At 60.5% G+C, this 20,907-nt stretch carries 18 protein-coding genes and 1 riboswitch; of the genes, 7 read left to right on the top strand and 11 right to left on the bottom strand.

The features are described from left to right. Positions 1 to 208: 208 nt before the first annotated feature. Positions 209 to 463, top strand: coding sequence for a hypothetical protein (locus C9413_RS09525; RefSeq protein WP_246703727.1), 255 nt, complete (start codon positions 209 to 211; stop codon positions 461 to 463). Between the two features lie 404 nt (positions 464 to 867). Here C9413_RS09525 and C9413_RS09520 read toward each other — a convergent pair whose 3' ends face one another. The 4 genes from C9413_RS09520 to C9413_RS09505 are packed head-to-tail and all read right to left on the bottom strand — an operon-like array spanning position 868 to position 4,919. Continuing rightward, the gene (locus tag C9413_RS09520) at positions 868 to 1,482 is read right to left on the bottom strand and encodes an ABC-type transport auxiliary lipoprotein family protein (RefSeq protein ID WP_170250397.1); all 615 of its coding nucleotides are present in this window, start codon (positions 1,480 to 1,482) and stop codon (positions 868 to 870) included. A 32-nt stretch (positions 1,483 to 1,514) separates the two neighbouring features. Continuing rightward, entirely contained in the window at positions 1,515 to 2,885 is a 1,371-nt protein-coding gene (locus C9413_RS09515) for an MlaD family protein (RefSeq protein WP_039845055.1), read from the bottom strand. 9 nt (positions 2,886 to 2,894) lie between these two features. Continuing rightward, positions 2,895 to 3,743 (bottom strand): ABC transporter ATP-binding protein, encoded by an 849-nt coding sequence (locus C9413_RS09510; RefSeq protein ID WP_170250396.1) that lies wholly within the window; start codon positions 3,741 to 3,743, stop codon positions 2,895 to 2,897. A 9-nt stretch (positions 3,744 to 3,752) separates the two neighbouring features. After that, entirely contained in the window at positions 3,753 to 4,919 is a 1,167-nt protein-coding gene (locus C9413_RS09505; protein WP_223844008.1) for an MlaE family lipid ABC transporter permease subunit, read from the bottom strand. A 100-nt stretch (positions 4,920 to 5,019) separates the two neighbouring features. Here C9413_RS09505 and dgcA point away from each other — a divergent pair, with 100 nt between their 5' ends. Further along, on the top strand, positions 5,020 to 6,003 hold the full coding sequence (gene dgcA / locus C9413_RS09500; protein WP_039845058.1) for an N-acetyl-D-Glu racemase DgcA: 984 nt from the start codon (positions 5,020 to 5,022) through the stop codon (positions 6,001 to 6,003). Here the strand turns inward: dgcA and C9413_RS09495 are convergent. Further along, positions 5,955 to 7,175 carry an MFS transporter gene (locus tag C9413_RS09495; RefSeq protein WP_039845059.1) on the bottom strand — a complete coding sequence of 407 codons (1,221 nt, stop codon included), beginning with the start codon at positions 7,173 to 7,175 and terminating at the stop codon, positions 5,955 to 5,957. The two genes, dgcA and C9413_RS09495, sit on opposite strands and share 49 nt — an antisense overlap. Before the next feature lie 162 nt (positions 7,176 to 7,337). Between C9413_RS09495 and C9413_RS09490 the strand changes: the two genes are divergently transcribed. Further along, a complete protein-coding gene (locus C9413_RS09490; RefSeq protein WP_082046520.1) occupies positions 7,338 to 7,922 on the top strand; it encodes a GNAT family N-acetyltransferase in 585 nt (194 codons plus the stop codon). A 25-nt stretch (positions 7,923 to 7,947) separates the two neighbouring features. On the opposite strand, the gene C9413_RS09485 is transcribed toward C9413_RS09490, so the two are convergent. Next, positions 7,948 to 8,787, bottom strand: coding sequence for a UDP-2,3-diacylglucosamine diphosphatase (locus C9413_RS09485; RefSeq protein WP_170250399.1), 840 nt, complete (start codon positions 8,785 to 8,787; stop codon positions 7,948 to 7,950). Between the two features lie 177 nt (positions 8,788 to 8,964). Here C9413_RS09485 and C9413_RS09480 point away from each other — a divergent pair, with 177 nt between their 5' ends. Together C9413_RS09480 and C9413_RS09475 are read left to right on the top strand one after the other, a co-directional pair. Next, positions 8,965 to 11,277, top strand: coding sequence for an NADP-dependent malic enzyme (locus C9413_RS09480; protein ID WP_039845061.1), 2,313 nt, complete (start codon positions 8,965 to 8,967; stop codon positions 11,275 to 11,277). A 126-nt stretch (positions 11,278 to 11,403) separates the two neighbouring features. Beyond that, positions 11,404 to 12,489: a DUF2865 domain-containing protein gene (locus C9413_RS09475; RefSeq protein ID WP_039846782.1), complete on the top strand. Its 1,086-nt coding sequence runs from the start codon at positions 11,404 to 11,406 to the stop codon at positions 12,487 to 12,489. A gap of 7 nt (positions 12,490 to 12,496) precedes the next feature. Here C9413_RS09475 and bluB read toward each other — a convergent pair whose 3' ends face one another. The 3 genes from bluB to C9413_RS09460 form a co-directional block, all read right to left on the bottom strand. Then, the gene (bluB, locus tag C9413_RS09470; protein WP_039845062.1) at positions 12,497 to 13,183 is read right to left on the bottom strand and encodes a 5,6-dimethylbenzimidazole synthase; all 687 of its coding nucleotides are present in this window, start codon (positions 13,181 to 13,183) and stop codon (positions 12,497 to 12,499) included. A 76-nt stretch (positions 13,184 to 13,259) separates the two neighbouring features. After that, positions 13,260 to 13,444, bottom strand: a riboswitch (cobalamin riboswitch). Between the two features lie 18 nt (positions 13,445 to 13,462). Continuing rightward, complete coding sequence (locus tag C9413_RS09465) at positions 13,463 to 14,293, bottom strand: TolB family protein (protein ID WP_039845063.1); 831 nt, start codon at positions 14,291 to 14,293, stop codon at positions 13,463 to 13,465. 20 nt (positions 14,294 to 14,313) lie between these two features. Continuing rightward, a complete protein-coding gene (locus tag C9413_RS09460; protein WP_039846783.1) occupies positions 14,314 to 15,993 on the bottom strand; it encodes an NAD+ synthase in 1,680 nt (559 codons plus the stop codon). 182 nt (positions 15,994 to 16,175) lie between these two features. Between C9413_RS09460 and C9413_RS09455 the strand changes: the two genes are divergently transcribed. Together C9413_RS09455 and C9413_RS09450 are read left to right on the top strand one after the other, a co-directional pair. Then, on the top strand, positions 16,176 to 18,110 hold the full coding sequence (locus tag C9413_RS09455) for an LTA synthase family protein (protein WP_039846784.1): 1,935 nt from the start codon (positions 16,176 to 16,178) through the stop codon (positions 18,108 to 18,110). Between the two features lie 571 nt (positions 18,111 to 18,681). Further along, complete coding sequence (locus tag C9413_RS09450) at positions 18,682 to 19,215, top strand: DUF1003 domain-containing protein (RefSeq protein WP_039845064.1); 534 nt, start codon at positions 18,682 to 18,684, stop codon at positions 19,213 to 19,215. Here the strand turns inward: C9413_RS09450 and C9413_RS09445 are convergent. Further along, positions 19,212 to 19,607: a GFA family protein gene (locus tag C9413_RS09445; RefSeq protein ID WP_039845065.1), complete on the bottom strand. Its 396-nt coding sequence runs from the start codon at positions 19,605 to 19,607 to the stop codon at positions 19,212 to 19,214. The genes C9413_RS09450 and C9413_RS09445 overlap by 4 nt on opposite strands. 193 nt (positions 19,608 to 19,800) lie before the next feature. After that, positions 19,801 to 20,907, bottom strand: a 1,107-nt coding sequence (locus tag C9413_RS09440; protein WP_170250395.1) for a 3-deoxy-7-phosphoheptulonate synthase class II, incomplete at its 5' end; no start/stop codon positions are given.

Here is a 20,907-nt window from a genome sequence, read left to right as displayed (position 1 = left end):
GGTCTACACGATGCTGGCCCACGCCGCGGGCCGCCTGAGCTAACGGAAGCAAAGCTGACGATCGCTACAGAAGGGTCGCCGAAAGGCGGCCCTTTTCATGTGCTTTTTAGCAGACGGGGCGGACCGTTCCGTAGCAAAGCGGATAACGGATCGTCCAACCACACCCTGGCCTGATGACTGAGTGTGATGGCCATGGAAGGAGAGATCTATGCGCGTCCAACGTGGCATCTTTGTCGCCGCCGCGATCACAACCAGCATGGCGGAGGCAGGGAGCCAATCGTCGAACACAAGCTCTAACAGGTCATCCAACAGCGGCGTCGTGCGCGAGCGGATTGTCGATACCTACTGCGAAGACGGCTTTTGCCAGCGCTATGTCCGCCACCGGGTATATCGCGACGACTGGCCGAGTGGCCGCGAACGGCGCCGCTATCGCGACCCCTATTATGACGATGATGACGATTGAGATCACTGCAGGGTCGAACCCATCCGTTCGATCCAGCGTATCTTCGACAGCATTTCACGGACGCAATGTGCAAGGATTCCGGGCCGCCGATCGGTGATTCAAATGCTGGATAGATGGGGGAGGCGAAGCCCGACACCTTTTGGCAATTCTTGCCAATAAGCTGCGCCGTCTCGTCACGGTTTCCAGGCGAGCACATCCATGCTTCCGAGGCGAAGATCGATGGCGCTCGGCAAGAATAATCCGCAATCTTCACCAGTTCGGCGAACTCATCTCCAGCTTTGAAAAGATCAATGGGTGGAGAATATGTCGCCCCAAGCAGCGACATATGATGGAGAGGTCGACTACGACATGGAGCGTCTTCGCCGAACCGAAGGCTAATCGGGCGGCCCAGAAAACCGGCTCGGTCAGATCGATCGCAGCGTCCAATCGACGATTTCGCCAGTCACCGCTGCAACTGCGCGGTCGAGCGCCTTGACGTAACCCTGGCTCGATCCGCCGGCGGCGGGAACGGCCGCGCGAAAAACCTTCTGGGCGCGGACCGTACCATTGCGATCATTGACGATATTCGCGGAAATTTCGACGACCGCCTGGCCGCCGGCGCTGTTGTCAATCTCGAAGGAGCGGATGTCGGTCACGACCTGGTAGTCGATCGCAAGGCCCTGCCCCGGCTTGCCGACGCCACCGAGCTTGCCGGAGTTTTCGAAGGCCTCGACCAGCTTCGACTGCACGATGCGGGGCAGCCTGTCGCTCCATTGCGAACGCGACAGATACTGGATTTCGGAGGGCGAAACGCGAACAACGATCTGTTCGCTGTCCAGCGCCTTGAGCGCCGTCGGCGCCGGCACGAGGATCTGGCGGCGCTTGGCAGCCGGGCCATCGACGCTGACGGAGGCGGAAAGATCAAAGGTATCGTTCTTGGCCGCCGTGCCGCAACCGGTCACTGCCAGTGCCATAAGCGGCAAAAGGAACGCCGTCCTTGCCAGCAATGAACGGCGCGCCAACACATGCGATACGGCCATATTTTATTACCCCTACTTCTCAAATATCCATGTCAACGGCGCGTCCGGCCGTCATATTGTTTCACCGTATCGCCACCAAAAATCAGCCGCTGCGGATTCTGATCGAAATTGCTGATCGCACCGTTGAGATTCTGCATGGTCTGGCGGGCATCGTCGACGAGCGACTGCACGTCGCGCAAGCCGCCGCTCGAGAATCGCTGCAGATTGTCCGCGATCGGACCGATCCGGGCGTTGAGGTTATCCGCCATCTTCTTGAAAGATTCGAGCGTCGCGCGCGCTTCGGCAAAGAGCGACTGCGAATTGTCGGTGCCGAACAGCGCGTCGAGCTTGATCAGGATGCCATCGACGCGGGTCGAAGCCGAGTTCAGTTTGTTGGCCATCTGCGAGACGTCCTGGATCGTCTGGTCGATATCCTTCTGGCGCGCCGAAACCGTATTTGCGACGTCCCGAATGGAGGCGACCGCGACGCGCGCATCCTTCGTCGCCTGCGCAATATCGTCGACCGACCCCTTCACCTTGGCGGGATCGATCTGCGCCACCAGCGTGTCGACGCGATCGAGCGTCGTCTGCGCCTTCTTGCCGAAATCGTTGAATGTCGTCGCCGTGTCGTTGAATCTCTGGATCGCACCCTTCAGGTCGCCGGAGGCATTCGCGATATCGCGGCTCACCTTTTCGGCATTGCTGAGGATCGTATCGACCTTCTTCGCATCCACCGCACGCACCAGCGCCTCGACGGCCTCCAGCGTAGAATCGACCTTGCCAGAAACGTTGCGCACTGTTTCGGAAAGCTGGCCGACGCTCTGTAGGAAGGAATCGATGTTGCCGGAGTTCTTCGCCAGCGCGTCGGAGAATGTCTCGGCATTCTGCAGCGTCTTCGTCAGCGGTCCGCGCGCGTCGCGGACAAAACCCTGAACCTCTCCCACCGCATCGTTCGCCCGGTCGAGGATCCTGTCGGCCGTCGCCAGGAGGTTCGTCACGCTCGATTGATCCGCGACGATGACGGCGCGCTTGCCGGTCTCGATGGCCTTCTGCAGTATATTCTCCTCACCCACCTTGCCGCCCGAAAGCTCGATATAGGCCGCGCCCGTCAGGCCCTGGATTTCAAGGATGGCCCTGGTGGAAGGATAGATCGGCGCATCGACGCGCACCTCGGTGAAAGCCAGCGAATATTGCGGGTCGTCGGCATCGATCGACAGCGACGTCACCGAACCCACCTGGATGCCGTTGAAACGCACCGGCGACCCGACGCTGAGACCGTTTGCCGATCCGGGAATGCGCACGACGAGTTCCGCCATTGGACCGCTGCGTCCGTACTCGGCCATCCAGTAGACGAAGCCGAATGCGGCTGCGATCACCAGAACAGTGAAAAAGCCGACAATCGTGTAGTTCGCTTTGGTTTCCATCTTTTCCGGTCACTTCCCGCGGCTGTTGCCAGTGCTTTCGGCACGGCTGGCAGCCTTTTCTTCTTGCGGCACGATCGAGCGCGCGCGCTTGCCCTTGAAATAGGCCTGAACCCACGGATCGTCATAGGCCAGCATGTCGTCGATCGTTCCCTCAACCATTACTCGCTTGTGTCCAAGCACGGCAATACGGTCGCAGACGGAAAACAGGCTGTCTAGGTCGTGGGTTACCATGTAGACCGTCAGCCCCAGTGTATCGCGCAGCCGGGCGATCAGTTCATCGAATTCCGCAGCCCCGATCGGGTCGAGGCCCGATGTCGGCTCGTCCAGGAACACCAGTTCCGGATCGAGCGCCAAGGCCCGCGCAAGGGCAGCGCGCTTGATCATGCCACCGGAAAGCTCGGAGGGATACTTGTCCGCCGCATCGGCAGCAAGACCCACAAGCCGGATCTTCAGCTGCGCCAACTCGTCCATGAGCGATTTCGGCAGATCCAGATATTCGCGCATCGGCACCTGTATATTCTCCCTCAACGTCAGCGAGGAAAACAGCGCGCCCTGCTGGAAAAGCACTCCGAGCCGCATGTCGAGCGCGTTGCGCTGGTTTTCATCGAGCTTATCGACATTCTGCCCCAGGATCTCGATCGTGCCGGAGCGGCGCGGCAAAAGGCGCAAGATGGTCCGCATCAGCACCGATTTGCCGGTACCCGATGCCCCGACGAAGCCTAGGATCTCGCCGCGGTAGATATTCAGGTTGAGCTTATCGAGCACAATCTTCGGGCCGAAGCCGACGGTCACGTCCCGCGCCGAAAGCACGATGTCCCGCTCCTTCTTCTCACCCTGATCTGACTGCTGCCCGTCCACGCTGAACCCTTAAAAATTGATGGCCGCATAGAACATGGCGAACAGCCCGTCCATGAGGATGACGACGAAAATCGACTTCACCACGGAAGCCGTCACGTGTTGGCCGAGCGATTCGGCGCTGCCTCCGACCTTAAGACCTTCCACTGCCGCGACAATACCGATGACGAGCGCCATGAACGGCGCCTTGATCATGCCGGAGAGCACCGTCGACAGCGTGATCGCCTCGTGCAGGCGCGACAGGAAGGTTGCGAAAGTGATGCCGGAATAGGCCCAGGCGACCGCAGCCGCGCCGAACAGCGAGGCGAAGTTCGCCAGCACCGTCAGAAGCGGCAGCGCCACCGTCAGTGCCACAAGCCGCGGGAAGATCAGCACGCCCACCGGATTGAGGCCCATGACCTTCAGCGCGTCGACTTCCTCACGCATCTTCATCGAGCCGATTTCGGCCGTGATCGCGCTGCCCGAACGACCGGCGATCATGATCGCCGTCAGGAGCACGCCGATTTCGCGGAGCTGCAGGATGCCGACGAGGTCAACGACAAAGACTTCGGCCCCGAAATAGCGGAGCTGGAAGGCGCCCTGCTGCGCGATGATCGCGCCGATCAGGAACGACATCAAAAGGATGATCGGAACGGCGCGCACGCCCATGTGGTCGATCTGGTTGACGATCGATGCCGGAGAAACGCCGCTGCCACGCCCGAACTTCATCTGCGCACCGCGCACCGCCGAGCCCAGGATATACATCGCGGCGGTGAGGTCATTCCAGAGGTCCATGGTCATCTTGCCGACCGGCGCGAAGATGCGCTCGGCAACGCCGCTTTTCATCGCAGCCTCAGTCACTTCCTCCTCCGGTTTCTCGGAGAATTCCTCGATCATCTCGTCGATGTGTGGATTGGTGCCTTCAAAACGAACCTGCCGCCCGGCCGCTTTTTCCTGCAGCTTGAGCCGGCAAAGCAGCCAGACACCGGCCGTGTCAATATCCGTGACGCGCGACAGGTCGAGCGTCAGATCACCTTTAGCGCGGGTAACCTTCTCGAGGTCGTGGAGGACGAGGTGGATGTTGGCGCTGCGCCAATTGCCTTCGAGATGAACGCGGCGTCCTCCACCATCGGCTTGGTCGTCCACGTGCAGTGAGGCGGCTTTGCGGGTGTCGGGCTTCAAAATGCTTGTGTCTTTCAAGGCTTGCGGCGACATTGCCGACTCGCGAACAAATCGCTCACGCCCGGCGCGTCAATATACCGAAGACACATAGAATTTCCATGCTCGCAGGATTGCAATTATGCCACGCTCGCTCGAAATCCAGATGAATTCCTTCCCCATTGCGGGCACTTTCACGATTGCGCGTGGTGCAAAGACATCTGCGGACGTCATCACCTGCATTCTGACGGAAAACGGCAGGCGCGGCTGGGGCGAATGCGTCCCCTACCGACGATATGGCGAGACGATGGAAAGCGTCGCCGCGCAGATCGAATCCGCCCGGCCGCTGATCGAGCAAGGCATTTCAGGCGAAGAGCTGCTTTCGGCCTTGCCGCCCGGCGCAGCGAGGAATGCCGTCGATTGCGCCATATGGGACCTCGAAGCCAAGCTCGGCGGAAAGAGCGTTGCCGAACGCATTGGGCTTGCGTCCGCAAAGCCGCTCACGACCGCTTACACGATCTCGCTCGACGAACCGGAGGTCATGACAGCGCAAGCGCGCAAATATTCTGCAAGGGCGCTACTCAAGGTCAAGGTTGGCACGGGCGACGATGAAAGCCGAATACGCGCCGTGCGCCAAGCCGCGCCTGACAGCACCATCATCCTCGATGCCAACGAGGGCTGGCCCGAGGAAACGCTGGAACATCACTTGCGCATCGCCTCCGAGATGAATATCGCCCTCGTCGAGCAGCCGCTGCCCGCCGGCCGGGACGAAATGCTTGCCGGCATCGCGCGCCCTGTCCTCGTCTGTGCCGACGAGAGCGTCCATCATACCGGCGATCTTGCAAGCCTGCGCGACCGCTACGACGCGATCAACATCAAGCTCGATAAGACTGGCGGCCTGACGGAGGCAATCGTCATGAAACGGGAAGCTCAGCGCCTCGGCTTCCAGATCATGCTCGGCTGCATGGTGGGCACATCGCTGGCAATGGCGCCCGCCGTACTCTTGGCGCAGGACGCAGAATTCGTCGATCTCGACGGTCCGCTGCTTCTTGCCCGCGACCGGGAAGGCGGCCTGCGCTACACCGCTTCCCTTGTCTGGCCGCCCGAGACCAGCCTTTGGGGCTGAAGGTAGTAGGCGACGAAGACTAGAGACATCCCCACCACCGCGACGAGTGCCATGACGTAGAAGCTTGCGAGGCCGAGCCAGGCATAGATGTAGCCGGAGGCGAGCGTCATCAGCCCCATGAACATGCCGTTATAGAAGAAATAGGCGCCCTGGGCCGACGATTCCTGCGTCTCCTGTACCGTTGCCACAATTCGCCTCTGCACGCCGGTATGCACGAAGGCAAAGCTGCAGGCATGGAAACACTGCAGCACGAAGAATCCAACGAATCCCCAGTGCATCGGGAAAAGGATCCAGCGGCAGATGCAGACCGCGCAGCCGATACGGATCAGCGTCCAGGCGTTGAAGCGGCGGTTCAAATGTTTCGAGACGAAGAACACCATGACTTCGGAAGCAACGCCCGCACTCCAGAGAATACCGACCTCCGTTCCCGAAAAGCCGAGGTGATGCCAATAAATCGACGCGAAGGCATAAAGAAGCGCGTGGCTCGACTGCTGGATCGCCACGCCCCAAAACAGCACCAGCAGATGCGGCTGCCGCAGCGAACTGCCGGTGGCAGCCGGTATGTCGACCGGCGTGCCGCGCCGGCGCGTCGGCCCGATGCGCGGACAGTAGATCGCCATCAGCACCGTCGTGACGAAACCGAAAATCATTACCGGCAGCACCATCGAGCCACCCCAATAGCCGATCATCTCGCCGCCGATCAGGGTCGAGGCGATGAAGGCGATCGAGCCCCAGACGCGCATCGATCCGTAGTCGAGTCCCCATCGGCGAACGCCGGAAATGACGATCGATTCGACGACCGGCAGATAGGGCGCAAACGTCGCCCCCTGCATGCTGAAAACGATCAGGACCGGCCAGAAATTTGTCGTCCAGCAGAGCGCGACCGCCGTCAGCAGCGACAGTCCGCCGGACCACAACAACACGTCGGCGCGCTCCTTCATTCGGTCGGCGTACATGGCGATGATCGGCGCAACGAGGACGCGCGCCACCATCGGCACCGCCAGGATGATGCCGATTTCATGATCGGTGAATTCGTGGAACGCGAGCCAGACGGGAAAGAATGGAAGAACGACACCGTTGACAGTCAGCGGAGCGCAATAGGACAGGGCGCTGAGCAGCCGGAAGCGCGGCGGCGCCCCCTCGCCTGCCGAGGCATTCTGGGCGGGAATCATCGGTGGACCTGCAGGAAACTAGACGTTGCCTAGCACATCAACCCAAGGGCGACTATGGCCAGAAATAGCCTTTCTTAAACGTTTCAAGAAAAGGCTTGTCCCCTTCCGCTCACAATCCATCGTAATTTAAAGCCATTAACGTTTGGGGTCGCGCAGAGCGTCGTGGATTTTGAGCCAAGCGTCATGCGGCAGTCACCGTTAGCTGCTTCGGTCGTCCTTCCAAAAAAGAAAGGTATACCTTTGCGCCCATACAAGATTCGCCGCCTCGACCGGAATGATGCGTCGTCTTTTAGGGAAATTCGCCTGGAGGCTCTCGCGAACCATCCAGAGGCATTTGGCGCGTCATGGGAAGAAGAGCAGAGCCAATCGGAGGCCCATTTCGCTGATAGGCTCGAGAACGGTCTTGTGATCGGAGGGCTCTTCGATGACGGAATGCTGGCCGGAACGATTGGTGTGTCGAAATCCAAGGGCATCAAGACGCAACATATTGGATCGATCTGGGGCATGTATGTCCGCCAAACGTTGCGGGGCACAGGGCTCTCACGCTTACTGCTGAGTGCTGCCGTCGACGAAGTTGGCACGCTTTTACGCTCGCTCCGGCTCAGCGTCGTGTCGTCCAACGTTCCGGCCATCCGGCTTTACAAATCCGTAGGTTTTGAAGAATGGGCCGTCGAGGTCGAAGCTCTAAAGGTGGGCGAAACTTATTATGATGAAATTCTCATGCGGCTGGAACTAGGCCCGCGTTAGTCGACGCAGTATTCACAACAGAAAATCAGGCGGCCTGCGGCTCGAGTTCGCTGTCGCGGTGCTCGATCGCCAGCGGGATGGCTTGAGCGTCGGCTATCGTGCTCCAGGTGATGAGCTCGAACGTGCCGTCCTCATGCTCGGCGATCGCCGTACAGCTCTCCACCCAGTCACCGGTGTTGATATAGCGCACGCCGTCCATGTCCTCGATCACGGCATGGTGGATATGGCCGCAGATGACGCCGTCGGCGCCATGCTTGCGGGCTTCGTCGGCCACGACGCGCTGGAACTCGCCGATGAAATTGACGGCATGCTTCACCTGTAGCTTTGCCCAGGCGGAGAAAGACCAATAGGGCATGCCCATGCGGCGGCGGATCGCGGCCAGAACGACGTTGATCTTGATGGCCGTGTCGTAGGCCCAGTCCCCGAGATAGGCGAGCAGGCGGGCATTGCGGACGACGACATCGAATTCGTCTCCATGCAGGATCAGGTACTTCTTGCCGTCCGCCCCGTCATGCATCACGCGCTCGGCGACTTCGATGCCGCCGAAATGCATGCCGGGGAAGTCGCGCAGGAATTCGTCGTGATTGCCAGGGATATAGACGACCCGCGTGCCCTTGCGCGCCTTGCGCAGCAGCTTCTGCACGACGTCGTTGCAGACCTGCGGCCAGTACCAGCTGCGCTTCAGTCGCCAGCCGTCGACGATGTCGCCGACGAGGAATATCGTATCGGCGTCGTGGTAGCGGAGAAAATCGAGGAGGAAGTCCGCCTTCGCCGCCTTCGAGCCGAGATGCACATCGGAAATGAACAGAGTACGGAAGTGTCGAGTATCCATATTGTCTTTCACAAGCAATTGCCTGCGTCCTATCGTTCATCTCGCCTTCCAAAATCAGACTCGTGTTTCAGGAAGATGACAGATGTGCGAATTGGCACATCGCAGCGCTCACGAGATTTCCGCCCGGATGCGAATTTCTGACTGTCCCTGCCAGCCGATTGTTGTATGGAGAAGTCTTCAAAAGATGTGAGTGCGGCAGCGGAGACGGCAATGGATCATCAGGAAAAATCCAAGACGGAGAAGAACGAGACGGGCGGAAACCTCGACGAACAGGCGCTTTTCTTCCATCGTTATCCCCGTCCCGGCAAACTTGAAATCCAGGCGATCAAGCCGCTCGGCAACCAGCGCGACCTGGCACTCGCCTATTCGCCCGGCGTCGCAGCACCTTGCCTTGCGATCCGTGACAATCCGGAGACGGCGGCCGATTATACCTCGCGCGCCAATCTCGTCGCCGTCATCTCCAACGGCACAGCGGTTCTCGGCCTCGGTAATATCGGCCCGCTCGCCTCCAAGCCCGTCATGGAAGGCAAGGCCGTTCTCTTCAAGAAATTTGCAGGCATCGACGTCTTCGACGTCGAAATCGAGGCCCCCACTGTCGACCAGATGGTCTCCACCATCGCCTCGCTAGAGCCGACATTCGGCGGCATCAATCTCGAGGACATCAAGGCGCCGGAATGCTTCGAGGTCGAGCGCCAGCTTCGCGGCAAGATGAAGATCCCGGTCTTCCATGACGACCAGCACGGCACGGCCATCATCGTCGCCGCCGCGATCCTTAACGGACTGGAACTTGCCGGCAAGAAGATCGAGGATGTGAAGATCGTCGCCTCCGGCGCGGGTGCCGCAGCACTCGCCTGCCTCAACCTCCTGGTGACGCTCGGCGCGAAGCGCGAAAACATCTGGGTCCACGATATCGAAGGCCTCGTCTATGAAGGCCGCACCGAGCTGATGGACGAATGGAAGGCTGTCTATGCGCAGAAAAGTAAGATGCGTACGCTCGCCGACAATATCGGCGGCGCCGATGTTTTCCTTGGCCTTTCGGCTGCCGGCGTCCTGAAGCCCGACCTCCTGTCACAGATGGCGGACAAGCCGCTCATCATGGCTCTCGCCAATCCGACTCCTGAAATCATGCCGGACCTCGCGCGTGCCGCCCGCCCGGACGCAATGATCTGCACCGGCCGCTCGGACTTCCCGAACCAGGTGAATAACGTCCTCTGCTTCCCCTATATCTTCCGCGGCGCGCTCGATTGCGGCGCCACCGCCATCAACGAAGAAATGAAGATGGCGGCCGTCGAGGCCATCGCGGGGCTTGCCCGCGAGGAAGTGTCGGACGTCGCGGCGCGCGCGTATTCCGGCGAGACGCCTGTCTTCGGTCCGAATTACCTCATTCCTTCGCCCTTCGATCCGCGTCTCATCCTGCGCATCGCGCCGGCTGTCGCCAAGGCCGCCGCCGAGACGGGCGTCGCGTCGCGGCCGATTGCCGATTTCGACGCCTATCTCGATCAGTTGAACCGCTTCGTTTGGCGTTCGGGCTTCGTCATGAAGCCGATCTTTACCAGCGCCAAGCTTTCCGAGAAGAAACGTGTCATCTTCGCGGAGGGAGAAGACGAGCGCGTCCTGCGCGCGGCTCAGGTTCTGCTGGAGGAAAAGACCGGCGAGCCGATTCTGATCGGCCGCCCCTCGGTCATCGAGGCTCGCCTCAAGCGGTTCGGCATCCGCATTCGCCCAAACATCGATTTCGCCGTGGTGAATCCCGAAGACGATCCGCGCTACCGCGACTATGTCGAAGACTACTTCGCCCTCGTCGGCCGCGCCGGCATCAATCCGGAAGCCGCCCGCACGATCGTGCGCACCAACAACACGGTTATTGGCGCCTTGTCGGTGAAACGCGGCGAGGCGGATGCCCTCATCTGCGGCGTGGAAGGCCGCTTCGACCGCCACCTGAAAGACGTCGGCCAAATCATCGGCAAGCGACCAGGTGCCTGCACCTTCGCCGGTCTCAGCCTTTTGATCACCCAGAAAGGACCGGTCTTCTTCGCCGATACCTTCGTGAACTACAATCCGACACATGAGGAAATCGCCGAGATCGCCGTTCTCGCAGCCCAGGAGGTTCGCCGCTTCGGCATCACGCCGAAGGCCGCGCTGATCTGCCATTCGAATTTCGGCTCCCGAAACTCCGAGAGCGCACGCAAGATGCGCGATGCCCTGCAGCTCGTGCGCGAACAAGCCCCCGATCTGGAGGTCGATGGTGAAATGCAAGCCGGTTCTGCACTGTCGGAAGCGCTGCGCAAGCGCGCCATGCCGGATAGTTCGCTTGCCGGCGAAGCCAACTTATTGCTCTTCCCGAACCTCGATGCCGCAAACATCTCGCTCGGCCTCGTCCGCACCATGATGGATGCGCTCCATGTCGGCCCGATTCTGCTGGGGACTGCACAGCCTGCGCATATCCTGTCGACTTCGGTCACCTCGCGCGGAGTGGTCAACATGGCCGCGCTTGCCGTTGTGGAGGCTTCTCAGCCGGCGTAAGTTGTCGCAAAATGCGAAAATGCGTTACAATTGCGTCGCCAGCTTGTTAACGGAAGCAGGTTAAAAAGCCGGGATGCGGCGAATGTCACGCCGCACTCTGGCCTGACTTTGCTGCGGGATGATGCCGTGAAACGCCGAAACCTGACCCTTGCGATCCTGCTTGCCTTGGCCGCACCTGCTGCCGCGCAGACGCATGCGTTCTGCGACGACCTGCGCGGCCGCATTGCCGATCTGCCCCATGTCATCGGCAACGGCCCCGAAGTCCGCCAATATGCGAGCGCGATCGCCGAGCAGAATCTCGAGCTTCGTAAAGTCCGCAACGACCTTCGCGTCTACGGCTGCTCGATGGACAGCATGGTCGTGATCGGCGGCGAGAATGCGCATTATTGCAGCGAGCTGCAGCAATCCGAGGCGCGCATGGTCGACAACATTCGATACCTGCAGGAGCGGCGCAACGACCTGCGTAATCAGGGCGGCGCCGATTATCGCGTGCGCCGCGAGCTGATGGCGGCGCTCGAAGACAACGGCTGCAACGACGAGCTCGACTATGCCCCGGATCTGCAGGCCTATGCGCCGGGACCAAGTCCCGAAGAACAGGCGATGCGGAGCGATACCTTCATTCCGCTTGGAGAAGGCGAACAGGGCGACTTACAATATGGCGTGCCGCGCGGTGAGCTCATGTCGCATGTCAGCACCATGTGCGTGCGCACCTGCGACGGCGGCTTCTTCCCGATCACCACGAATGCAACATCGATCGATTTCAACCGCGACGCAGCGACGTGTTCGAAAATGTGCCCTGGAATCGAGACGGAGCTTTTCTATCAAGACATCTCGAATACCGAAGCCGCAAACATGATCTCGGCCTCGACCGGTGCGCCCTACAGCGCCATGCAGAATGCCTTTGCCTACAAGAACCGCGCGCCCGGCCAAAAGTCCCCCTGTTCCTGCAATCTCTCCGCCTATTACGAGAACATGCGCAAGAATCAGGCGATCATCGACCCGCCGAGGAAAGGCTCGATTACGAATATCAAGACGAAGCCGCGATCGGGCGCCGCATCCACGCCTGCCCCGCAGCCGCAGGTGCCGGACCGCCCTTATGACCCGGCCAACAGCAAAGTCCGCCAGGTCGGTCCGCAGTTCCTCGCCGGCGATCAGGGCGCGATCGATCTCAAGAACCCCGCAACGCCCGGACCGCAGCCGCAGCAGAACTGACGCGGCGTTACTGGCTTCCCCATCGGTCGCAGAAGACCAGTTCTTCCAGCGGCAGGCGCTGTCGCCAGCCTTTCACGGCCAGTTCCGGCGCGTGGTAAAGCTGATCGACATAACCGACGCAAAGCCAGGCGACGATCTCGATCCGCTCCGGAATGCCGAGCAGTTCCCGAATATCCGCATCGTGGAAGATGCTGACCCAGCCGACCCCGATGCCTTCGGCCCGGGCGGCAAGCCACAGGTTCTGCACGGCGCAGACGGTCGAATAGACATCTGTACGCGGATTGTGGGTGCGGCCGATGACCACCGGCCCTGCCCTGTCCGGATCGCAGGTGACACAGATGCTGAGCGGTGCCTTGCGGATGCCTTCGAGCTTGAGGCTTCTGTACATATCCCGCCGCTCCTCTTCAAACATCTCGGCCGCTTCCTTGTTGGCGCGCGAAAACGCCTGCCACGCGGCCTGGCGCACCTTCGGATCGCGGATCACGATGAAATTCCACGGCTGCATGAAACCGACCGACGGCGCGGCATGGGCCGCCCCAAGCAGCCGCGACACCAGATCGTCGGGCAGAGGATCGGGCAAAAACTGGTCGCGCACGTCGCGGCGCGTTTCGATGGCTCTATAGACCGAGGCCCGGTCGTGTTCGGAGAACTCGCCGGCCGGAACCAGGGCGGGGGCGAAAGGATCGAGTTGCATCGTTAAATCCCCAACAATGCTTGAGCACCCGCAACCGCAGCGCAGGAAGCGTCAAAACCTCGCCGCCGTCCGCGCGGTTCGGTCCATCTTGCCAGGCCGGTCTTCTGACTTGGCGTCACCCGCTTTCTGCAGCCTTCCCGGCAGATGCCAGTGGCCATTGTTGCAGCAAGCGTCAGCCTCACAGCGTTGGGCACGTTCCGGTCCTTCACCGGATTCCCGATTCTCCTGCTGGATGCAGGCACCTGACAGCAGTCTCTATCTCCTGAATCGGCGCCTCGTTCAAGTCTCCGGGAAGTAACGTACATAGGCAAATTCGTCGCCATCCGGTGACCAGCAGGGTACATTGATCGTGCCCTGCCCGCCGAAGAGCTCGAACAGCGTAGTCGGGTTGCTGCCGTCCATGTCCATCAGCCGCAGCCGCACATCAAGGTCGCGCGGATGATCGAAGACCTCCGGATCGTAGGAAAGGATCAGCACCTTGTCGTTCTTCGGTGAAGGATGCGCAAACCAGTTGCCATAGTTGTCGTGCGTCACCTGCGCCAGGCCGGTTCCATCCGGATGGATGCGCCAGATCTGCATGAGACCGGTGCGGCTGGAGTTGAAGTAGATCCATTTCCCGTCAGCCGAATAATCGGGCCCGTCGTTTCGCCCCTCGCCATGCGTCAGCCGCTTTTCGGGGCCACCATCGACGGAAATCGTATAAATGTCGAAGGCGTCGTCGCGAATGCCGCAATAGGCAAGCTCCTTGCCGCTCGGCGACCAGCCGTGCCAATAGGAGGGAAGATTGTCGGTGATCAGCCGCGGCGTCCCGCCAGCCGCCGGCAAGACATAGATCGCCGACTTGCCGAATTCCGTCTTGTCGGAAATGACAATTTGTGTCCCGTCCGGCGAAATGCCGTGATCGTTATTGCACTGCGTCGCAAAATCCGTATCGACAAGCTGGAGGCCGCCGGAGCCGTCCGGCCGCAGCCGGTAGAGCAACCCGTCGCCATTCAACAGCATATAGGCGCCATCAGGCGAAAAGTTCGGCGCCTCGATCAGCTTTTCCGTCTGGACGACAATCCGGCTTTCCCCGGAGCGGATATTATAGATCTCGACCGAACTGCGCATGCATCCTCCAGGATTTTGGGTTACCGGTCGCGGAACCGGTTGGTGATCGGGTAGCGGCGATCACGCCCAAAGTTCTTCTTGGTGATCTTCACGCCCGGAGCCGACTGCCGGCGCTTGTATTCGGCGAGATAGAGCAAATGCTCGACGCGGTGGACGGTCGCCACATCATGCCCCCGCGCGAGGATCTCCTCGACAGCCATCTCCTTCTCGACGAGGCATTCGAGGATGTCGTCGAGCACCGGATAAGGCGGCAGCGAATCCTGGTCCGTCTGGTCCGGGCGAAGCTCGGCGGACGGCGCCTTGTCGATGATGTTTTGCGGGATCACCTCGCCGGACGGCCCCAGCGCGTCCGGCGGCACATGACCATTGCGCCAGCGCGACAGCGCATAGACCTGCATTTTATAGAGGTCCTTGATCGGATTGAAGCCGCCATTCATGTCGCCGTAGAGCGTCGCATATCCAACCGACATTTCCGACTTGTTGCCGGTCGTGACCACCATGGAACCGAACTTGTTGGAAATCGCCATCAGGATCGTGCCGCGCGCCCGGCTCTGCAAGTTCTCCTCGGTAATGCCGCTATCGGTTCCTTCGAACAGCGGCGAGAGCGCCGAGGCGAAGCCTTTCACCGGCTCCTCGATCGGCACGATGTCGTAGCGGCATCCGAGCGCCTTGGCACAGTCGGCCGCATCCTTCAGCGAATCGGTTGACGTGTAGCGATACGGCAGCATCACGGTTCGCACGCGCTCCTCGCCGAGAGCATCGACGGCGATCGCCGCGCAGATCGCCGAGTCGATGCCGCCGGAGAGGCCGAGGACGACATTCTTGAAGCCGTTCTTATTCACATAATCGCGGAAACCGACCAGGCAGGCGCGATAGTCGGCCTCGTCGGGCTCGGGAATACGAGACATCGGGCCTTCGCTACAGCGCCAGCCGTTTTCGCCGCGCTTCCAGGTCGTCACCGCCAGCGCGGTTTCGAACTGGCTCATCTGGAAGGCCAGCGATTTGTCGCCGTTGAAGGCGAAACTCGCACCGTCGAAGACGAGTTCGTCCTGGCCGCCGAGCTGGTTGGCGAAGATTAGGGGCAGGCCGGTTTCGATCACCTGCTTGAGCGCCACCTGATGGCGCACGTCCACCTTTCCGCGATAATAGGGTGAACCGTTCGGCACCAGCAGGATTTCGGCACCACTTTCGGCGAGTGTCTCGCAGACGCCGAGATCGTTCCAGATTTCTTCACAGATCGGCACGCCGATCCGCACGCCGCGGAAATTCACCGGCCCCGGCATCGATCCTTCGGAAAAGACGCGCTTCTCGTCGAACTCGCCGTAGTTCGGCAGGTCGATCTTGTCGCGCAGCACCAGGATCTGGCCGCCGTCGAGAACTGCAACCGAGTTATGCCGCCCCGTCTTTCCCTGCCGCGGGAAGCCGACGATGACGCCGGGACCGCCGTCAGCGGTATCGGCCGCGAGGTCCTCGACCGCCTTCTGGCAGGCCCTTAGAAAGGCCGGTTTCAGCACGAGGTCTTCCGGTGGATAACCGGAAATGAAAAGCTCCGTCAGAAGCAGCAGATGCGCGCCTTGGCGGGCCGCATCGGCGCGTGCCTCACGGGCTTTGGCAAGGTTTCCGGCGACATCGCCGACTGTCGGGTTCAACTGGGCAACGGCAATCTGGAGTGTATTCAAAGGAGCGCTTTCCTGTGTCATGTCATCCATTTAGCGCGGGCCGCCCGCCGCTTCAATTGCCCGCGCCATGAAAAGCCGGCGGGGGCTTGCCGGGCGAAAAACCCAAAACATTATGGAAAAGCCGGGAAACCGAGAGGTTCATCTAGCGTTCATGACAGGCATGTGACACTTCGGTGAAGATTTTATGACGTCGGAGTATGCCGTTGATCCCGTTGATAATGAAGTCCGTACCGGCCAGAAAAGCAGCACTGCTTTCCGCCGGTTTCGGGTCGAGTATACAGTCTCCGGGAGCGCGCGCGGCAATCGGCATCGTATTTTCGTTTTCTCTCGCTTTCCTCAGCGTTGTCGCCGTCGAGTGGATTGCGCGCGGCACGTTGATCGATGTCGGCGAGTTCCTGACATCGACGGTCAGGCCCGGCATGACGACCGTCGCCATGCTGACGATCGTGATGTTGACCCTCGATGCCGTATTTGGACGGCGCTACCAATCGGCATTGGTATTGATCCCGCTTTTCCTGATCCCCGCCTTTGTCTCCAATCAAAAGCAGCACTTTCTCTCCGACCCCTTCTATCCGTCCGACGTGCTGTTTACCCGTCAGATTATGGAACTGCTGCCGGTCATGGTGCGAGACAGGCCGTGGACCGCCACAGCACTTCTCGTCGGCATCGTGCTTTTCACCGCAGGCATCGTTTTCGCATGGCGTTATGCCTGGCAGAATTTCCCGAAACTCTCCCGCCAGGCTCGCCTGCGCCACCTTTGTCTCGGGCTGCCGGTGATAGCGGCTTTCGCGTCGCTCATGGACTATTCGCAATATTCCTACATTCGCGACCGCCTGCAGGTGGTGCCGATGATGTGGGACCAGAAGGAGAACTACCGCAGCAACGGCTTCATACTGGCCTTCCTCTTCAACATCCCGATGGCCGATGTCGCAGCGCCCGCCGGTCTCAACGCCGATGCGCTCGACGCGATCCCCTCGCGCAACTACGGCTATCTAACAGGCCCGGAAGAAAAGCCGGACATCATCATGCTGATGAGTGAGTCCTTTTGGGATCCGACGAGGTTCAAAAACCTCTCCTTCAGCGCCGATCCGATGCCGAACGTCCGCGCCGCGCAGTCCGGCTACGTCTTCTCGCCGGAATTCGGCGGCATGACCGCCAATGTCGAATTCGAGGCACTGACCGGCTTCTCGAACGCCTTCCTGCCTTATGGCAGCATTCCTTACCAGCAATATGTCCGCAGCGACGTGCCCTCGCTTGCTACCTTCTTCCGCGGCGAAGGCTACATCGCCCGCGCCCTGCACCCCTTCAGCGGCTGGTTCTGGAACCGAAACCAGGTCTACAAGGATTTCGGTTTCGAGGAGTTCCGGACCGAAGAAACGATGCCGCCGATGGAAAAGCGCGGCATCTTCGCCTCCGACGATTCTCTGATGAAGGAGATCATGCGTGAGGGCGACGGCCTCGATAAGCCGTTCTTCTTCTTCGCTGTCACCTTGCAGGGACATGGTCCCTACGAGCCGTATCGCTATGCACGCAACACGATCGGCATCCGCGGCAACATTCCGGAGGCCGATCGTGCGACGCTTGCGACCTATACGCAGGGCGTGAAGGAAGCTGACGACAGTCTCAAGACGCTGATGGATTGGGCCTCGAAGCGTGAGCGCGAAACGATCATCGTCCTTTGGGGCGATCACCTGCCGCCGCTCGGCAACGTCTATATGAGCGCCGGCTACATGGCGGACCAGGTCGCGACCCGCAGGGCGCCGCTCGACGTGATGAAGCGCGAGCATGAAACGCCGCTGGTCATCTGGTCGAACAAGAAGGGCGTGAAGGAGGACGTCGGCACGATCAGCCCGTCGCTGATCTCCTACAGCCTCCTCAAATTTGCCGGTTTCGAGCATCCCTTCTACACCGGTTTCCTCGGCCGCGTGCAGAAGAAATACGACATCATCGACCGTTACCAACTGGCGGCGCGCAACAACAAGGCGACGCCGGACTGGGTGCGCGACCGCAAAAAGCTCGATCCTCTTGTGCGTGATTACGGCTACCTGCAGCACGACATCATGTTCGGCAAGGCGCGGACGCTAGAGCGCTTTTTCCCAAAACACGGCCTGCTTGCCGAGGGATACCAGGGCCATTGATGGCAGTCGGCGGCTGCGTTTCACAACGCTTCCTGGCCGTTGGCGGTGTGCGAGTTTGACATTCCACCGCGCCAAACCTACCGGATTTCGAGAAGCGATCGTTCTCGATACCGATGTCATTTCGGAACCGAATATGGGCGTCGTTGACTGGCTCGTGACGCAGCACTCTTCACAGGTGTTCACAGCGGCGGTGACGGGACCCGTCTACGCGCTGCGCCTTCTTGGCGAGGAGCTAGGAGCTCGGGGCCGCTATCGTGCCGATTTTCAGCGAAGATATCGGCGGGGGGGTCCTGCCCTTCGAATCGGGACGCATCAGATGTCCATGCGACCATTGTCACGAACCGTCGCAAGCCGGCCGACCGATCAGCCATTTCGACGATCAGATCGCAGCAATTGCCATCTCACGCGGGGCGTCACTTGCAACCCCGCAACATGACCGACTTCGACGGAGTTGGCCTTGATGTTATCAATCCCTGGAGGATTCGGTGATGGTGGCAAAGGCGCAAGCTGAACCCACCATCGCTGACGAATCAGATCTTTCCGCCCGTGGTGCCAGATATCGGAGCCAGTCATGCATAGTATTTCGAATTTCGTTCACCTGCATTTCGACAGGCCGACCGAGGAACTCGGCGACATCGAAAAACGCGTCCTCAGGAGGACACACGAACGCAAGGTCATCTCGACCGACGTCAACGAAGCCTTTGCCGCGGAGGCGACTTTCGGAGCGCGCGTCGCTGACGGTATCGCAAGGATCGGCGGCTCCTGGTCCTTTATCATCGCCTTCCTCGCTTTCCTCGCGATCTGGGCGGCAATCAATACGATTGTGCTGGCAACCCGCGCCTTCGACCCCTACCCCTTCGTCTTCCTGAACCTGATCCTCTCCATGCTCGCCGCAATCCAGGCGCCGATCATTATGATGTCGCAGAACCGGCAGACCGAGCGCGACCGCTTCGAAGCAGCCAAGGATTATGAAGTAAATCTCAAGGCCGAGCTCGAGGTCCTGTCGCTGCACCAGAAAATCGACATGCAGGTCGTGACCGAACTCGCTGCACTGCGCGAAGAGGTCGGGCGCCTGAACGCTTCGCTGGCCGCGAAAGGGGCCTAAACACCTTTGGCGTATTGCGGCGCGCCATCGTTGATCTCATAGAAATCGCCCTTGTCGGCACAGTAGATATGATAGCCGAAGGAAAGCCCGCTCGGCAGGTTGAACGCGCCGGCCATCACGGAAACTTCTGGCGATCCCTTCCGTTGCCAGAATAGCGCCGAGCCGCAGTTTGCGCAGAAGCCGCGCTCAGCAGTCTCGCTCGACCGGTACCAGCGGATCGAGCTCTTGCCCTCGATCGTCAGGCAATCCAGGGAGACGTCGCAAGACGCGTAGTAGAGCCCCGTCTGCCGTCGGCACTGCGAGCAATGACATGCGACGACCGGAGCGGGCTTGCTCTTGCTCATAAACGTCACCGCCCCGCAGGCGCAGCCGCCCGTATATTCCTTCGTCATTCGGCCCCCCGGTTCTCGATTGGACTGTGAGATTGGCCGCTTGCCTGGGACTGCGTCAAATCCAATTCCTTGAAGCAGACCGTCAGAAATTTTGATGCCGAGCTTCTTGAAATGCCGCGACCAGCAATCGGTGCACGTTCAATAAAAAAGCCCGGCACTGAGCCGGGCTCTCGATTCCAGTCTTTCGGGTAGATCAGCCGTTGACGGCCATGCGCTTCTCGTCGCGGCCGCCCTTCATGCGCTCGGCGAGCAAGAAGGCAAGCTCGAGGGCCTGGTCGGCGTTGAGACGCGGATCGCAATGCGTGTGATAACGGTCCTGCAGATCCTCGGCTGAAACAGCGCGGGCACCGCCCGTGCATTCCGTCACGTCTTTGCCGGTCATCTCAATATGAATACCGCCCGGATGCGTGCCTTCGGCGCGGTGGATCTGGAAGAAGCTTTCAACTTCCGACAGGATGCGCTCGAACGGACGCGTCTTGTAGTTGTTGAGCGTGATCGTATTGCCGTGCATCGGATCGCAGGACCAGACAACCTTGCGGCCTTCGCGCTCCACCGCCCGGATGAGGCGCGGCAGGTGGTCGGCGACTTTTTCGTGACCGAAACGGCAGATCAGCGTCAGGCGGCCGGCTTCGTTTGCCGGGTTCAGGATGTCGACAAGGCTCAACAGATCGTCCGCCTGCAGAGACGGACCGCACTTCAGGCCGATCGGGTTCTTGATGCCGCGGCAGTATTCGACATGCGCGTGATCGGCCTGGCGCGTGCGGTCGCCAATCCAGATCATGTGGCCGGATGTCGCGTACCAGTCGCCGGACGTAGAATCGACCCGCGTCAGCGCTTCTTCGTAGCCGAGCAGCAACGCCTCGTGGCTGGTGAAGAAGTCCGTCTCGCGCAGGCTCGGATGGTTCTCGGACGTGATGCCGATCGCCTTCATGAAGTCCATGGTTTCGCTGATTCGGTCGGCAAGTTTGCGGTAGCGCTCGCCCTGCGGGCTGTCCTTCACGAAGCCGAGCATCCACTGGTGCACATTCTCGAGATTGGCATAACCGCCCATCGCGAAGGCGCGCAGAAGGTTCAGCGTCGCGGCTGACTGGCGGTAAGCCATGGCTTGGCGTTCCGGATTCGGAATGCGCGCTTCCTCGGTGAATTCGATGCCATTGATGATATCGCCACGGTAGCTCGGCAGCGAGACGCCGTTCTGCGATTCGATGCCCGAAGAACGCGGCTTGGCAAACTGACCGGCAATCAGCCCCACCCTGACCACCGGCAGGTGTGCGCCCGACGTCCGCCCGACGGCCCCTTG

Origin of the sequence: Rhizobium sp. SEMIA 4085, assembly GCF_013004495.1 — a bacterium.
Lineage (GTDB): Bacteria > Pseudomonadota > Alphaproteobacteria > Rhizobiales > Rhizobiaceae > Rhizobium > Rhizobium gallicum.
Note: the sequence above shows the minus strand (reverse complement) of the source record. Positions and strands in the feature narration are given on the sequence as shown.

What these genes read in the sequence shown, in the direction of transcription:
- C9413_RS09465 (WP_039845063.1), bottom strand. Translation starts at nt 14,293, where the DNA reads ATGCGCAGTTCGGTCGAGATCTATAATATCCGCTCCGGGGAAAGCCGG.
- dgcA (WP_039845058.1), top strand. Translation starts at nt 5,020, where the DNA reads ATGCCACGCTCGCTCGAAATCCAGATGAATTCCTTCCCCATTGCGGGC.
- C9413_RS09515 (WP_039845055.1), bottom strand. Translation starts at nt 2,885, where the DNA reads ATGGAAACCAAAGCGAACTACACGATTGTCGGCTTTTTCACTGTTCTG.
- C9413_RS09525 (WP_246703727.1), top strand. Translation starts at nt 209, where the DNA reads ATGCGCGTCCAACGTGGCATCTTTGTCGCCGCCGCGATCACAACCAGC.
- bluB (WP_039845062.1), bottom strand. Translation starts at nt 13,183, where the DNA reads ATGCAACTCGATCCTTTCGCCCCCGCCCTGGTTCCGGCCGGCGAGTTC.
- C9413_RS09460 (WP_039846783.1), bottom strand. Translation starts at nt 15,993, where the DNA reads ATGACACAGGAAAGCGCTCCTTTGAATACACTCCAGATTGCCGTTGCC.
- C9413_RS09520 (WP_170250397.1), bottom strand. Translation starts at nt 1,482, where the DNA reads ATGGCCGTATCGCATGTGTTGGCGCGCCGTTCATTGCTGGCAAGGACG.
- C9413_RS09495 (WP_039845059.1), bottom strand. Translation starts at nt 7,175, where the DNA reads ATGATTCCCGCCCAGAATGCCTCGGCAGGCGAGGGGGCGCCGCCGCGC.
- C9413_RS09480 (WP_039845061.1), top strand. Translation starts at nt 8,965, where the DNA reads ATGGATCATCAGGAAAAATCCAAGACGGAGAAGAACGAGACGGGCGGA.
- C9413_RS09445 (WP_039845065.1), bottom strand. Translation starts at nt 19,607, where the DNA reads ATGACGAAGGAATATACGGGCGGCTGCGCCTGCGGGGCGGTGACGTTT.
- C9413_RS09450 (WP_039845064.1), top strand. Translation starts at nt 18,682, where the DNA reads ATGCATAGTATTTCGAATTTCGTTCACCTGCATTTCGACAGGCCGACC.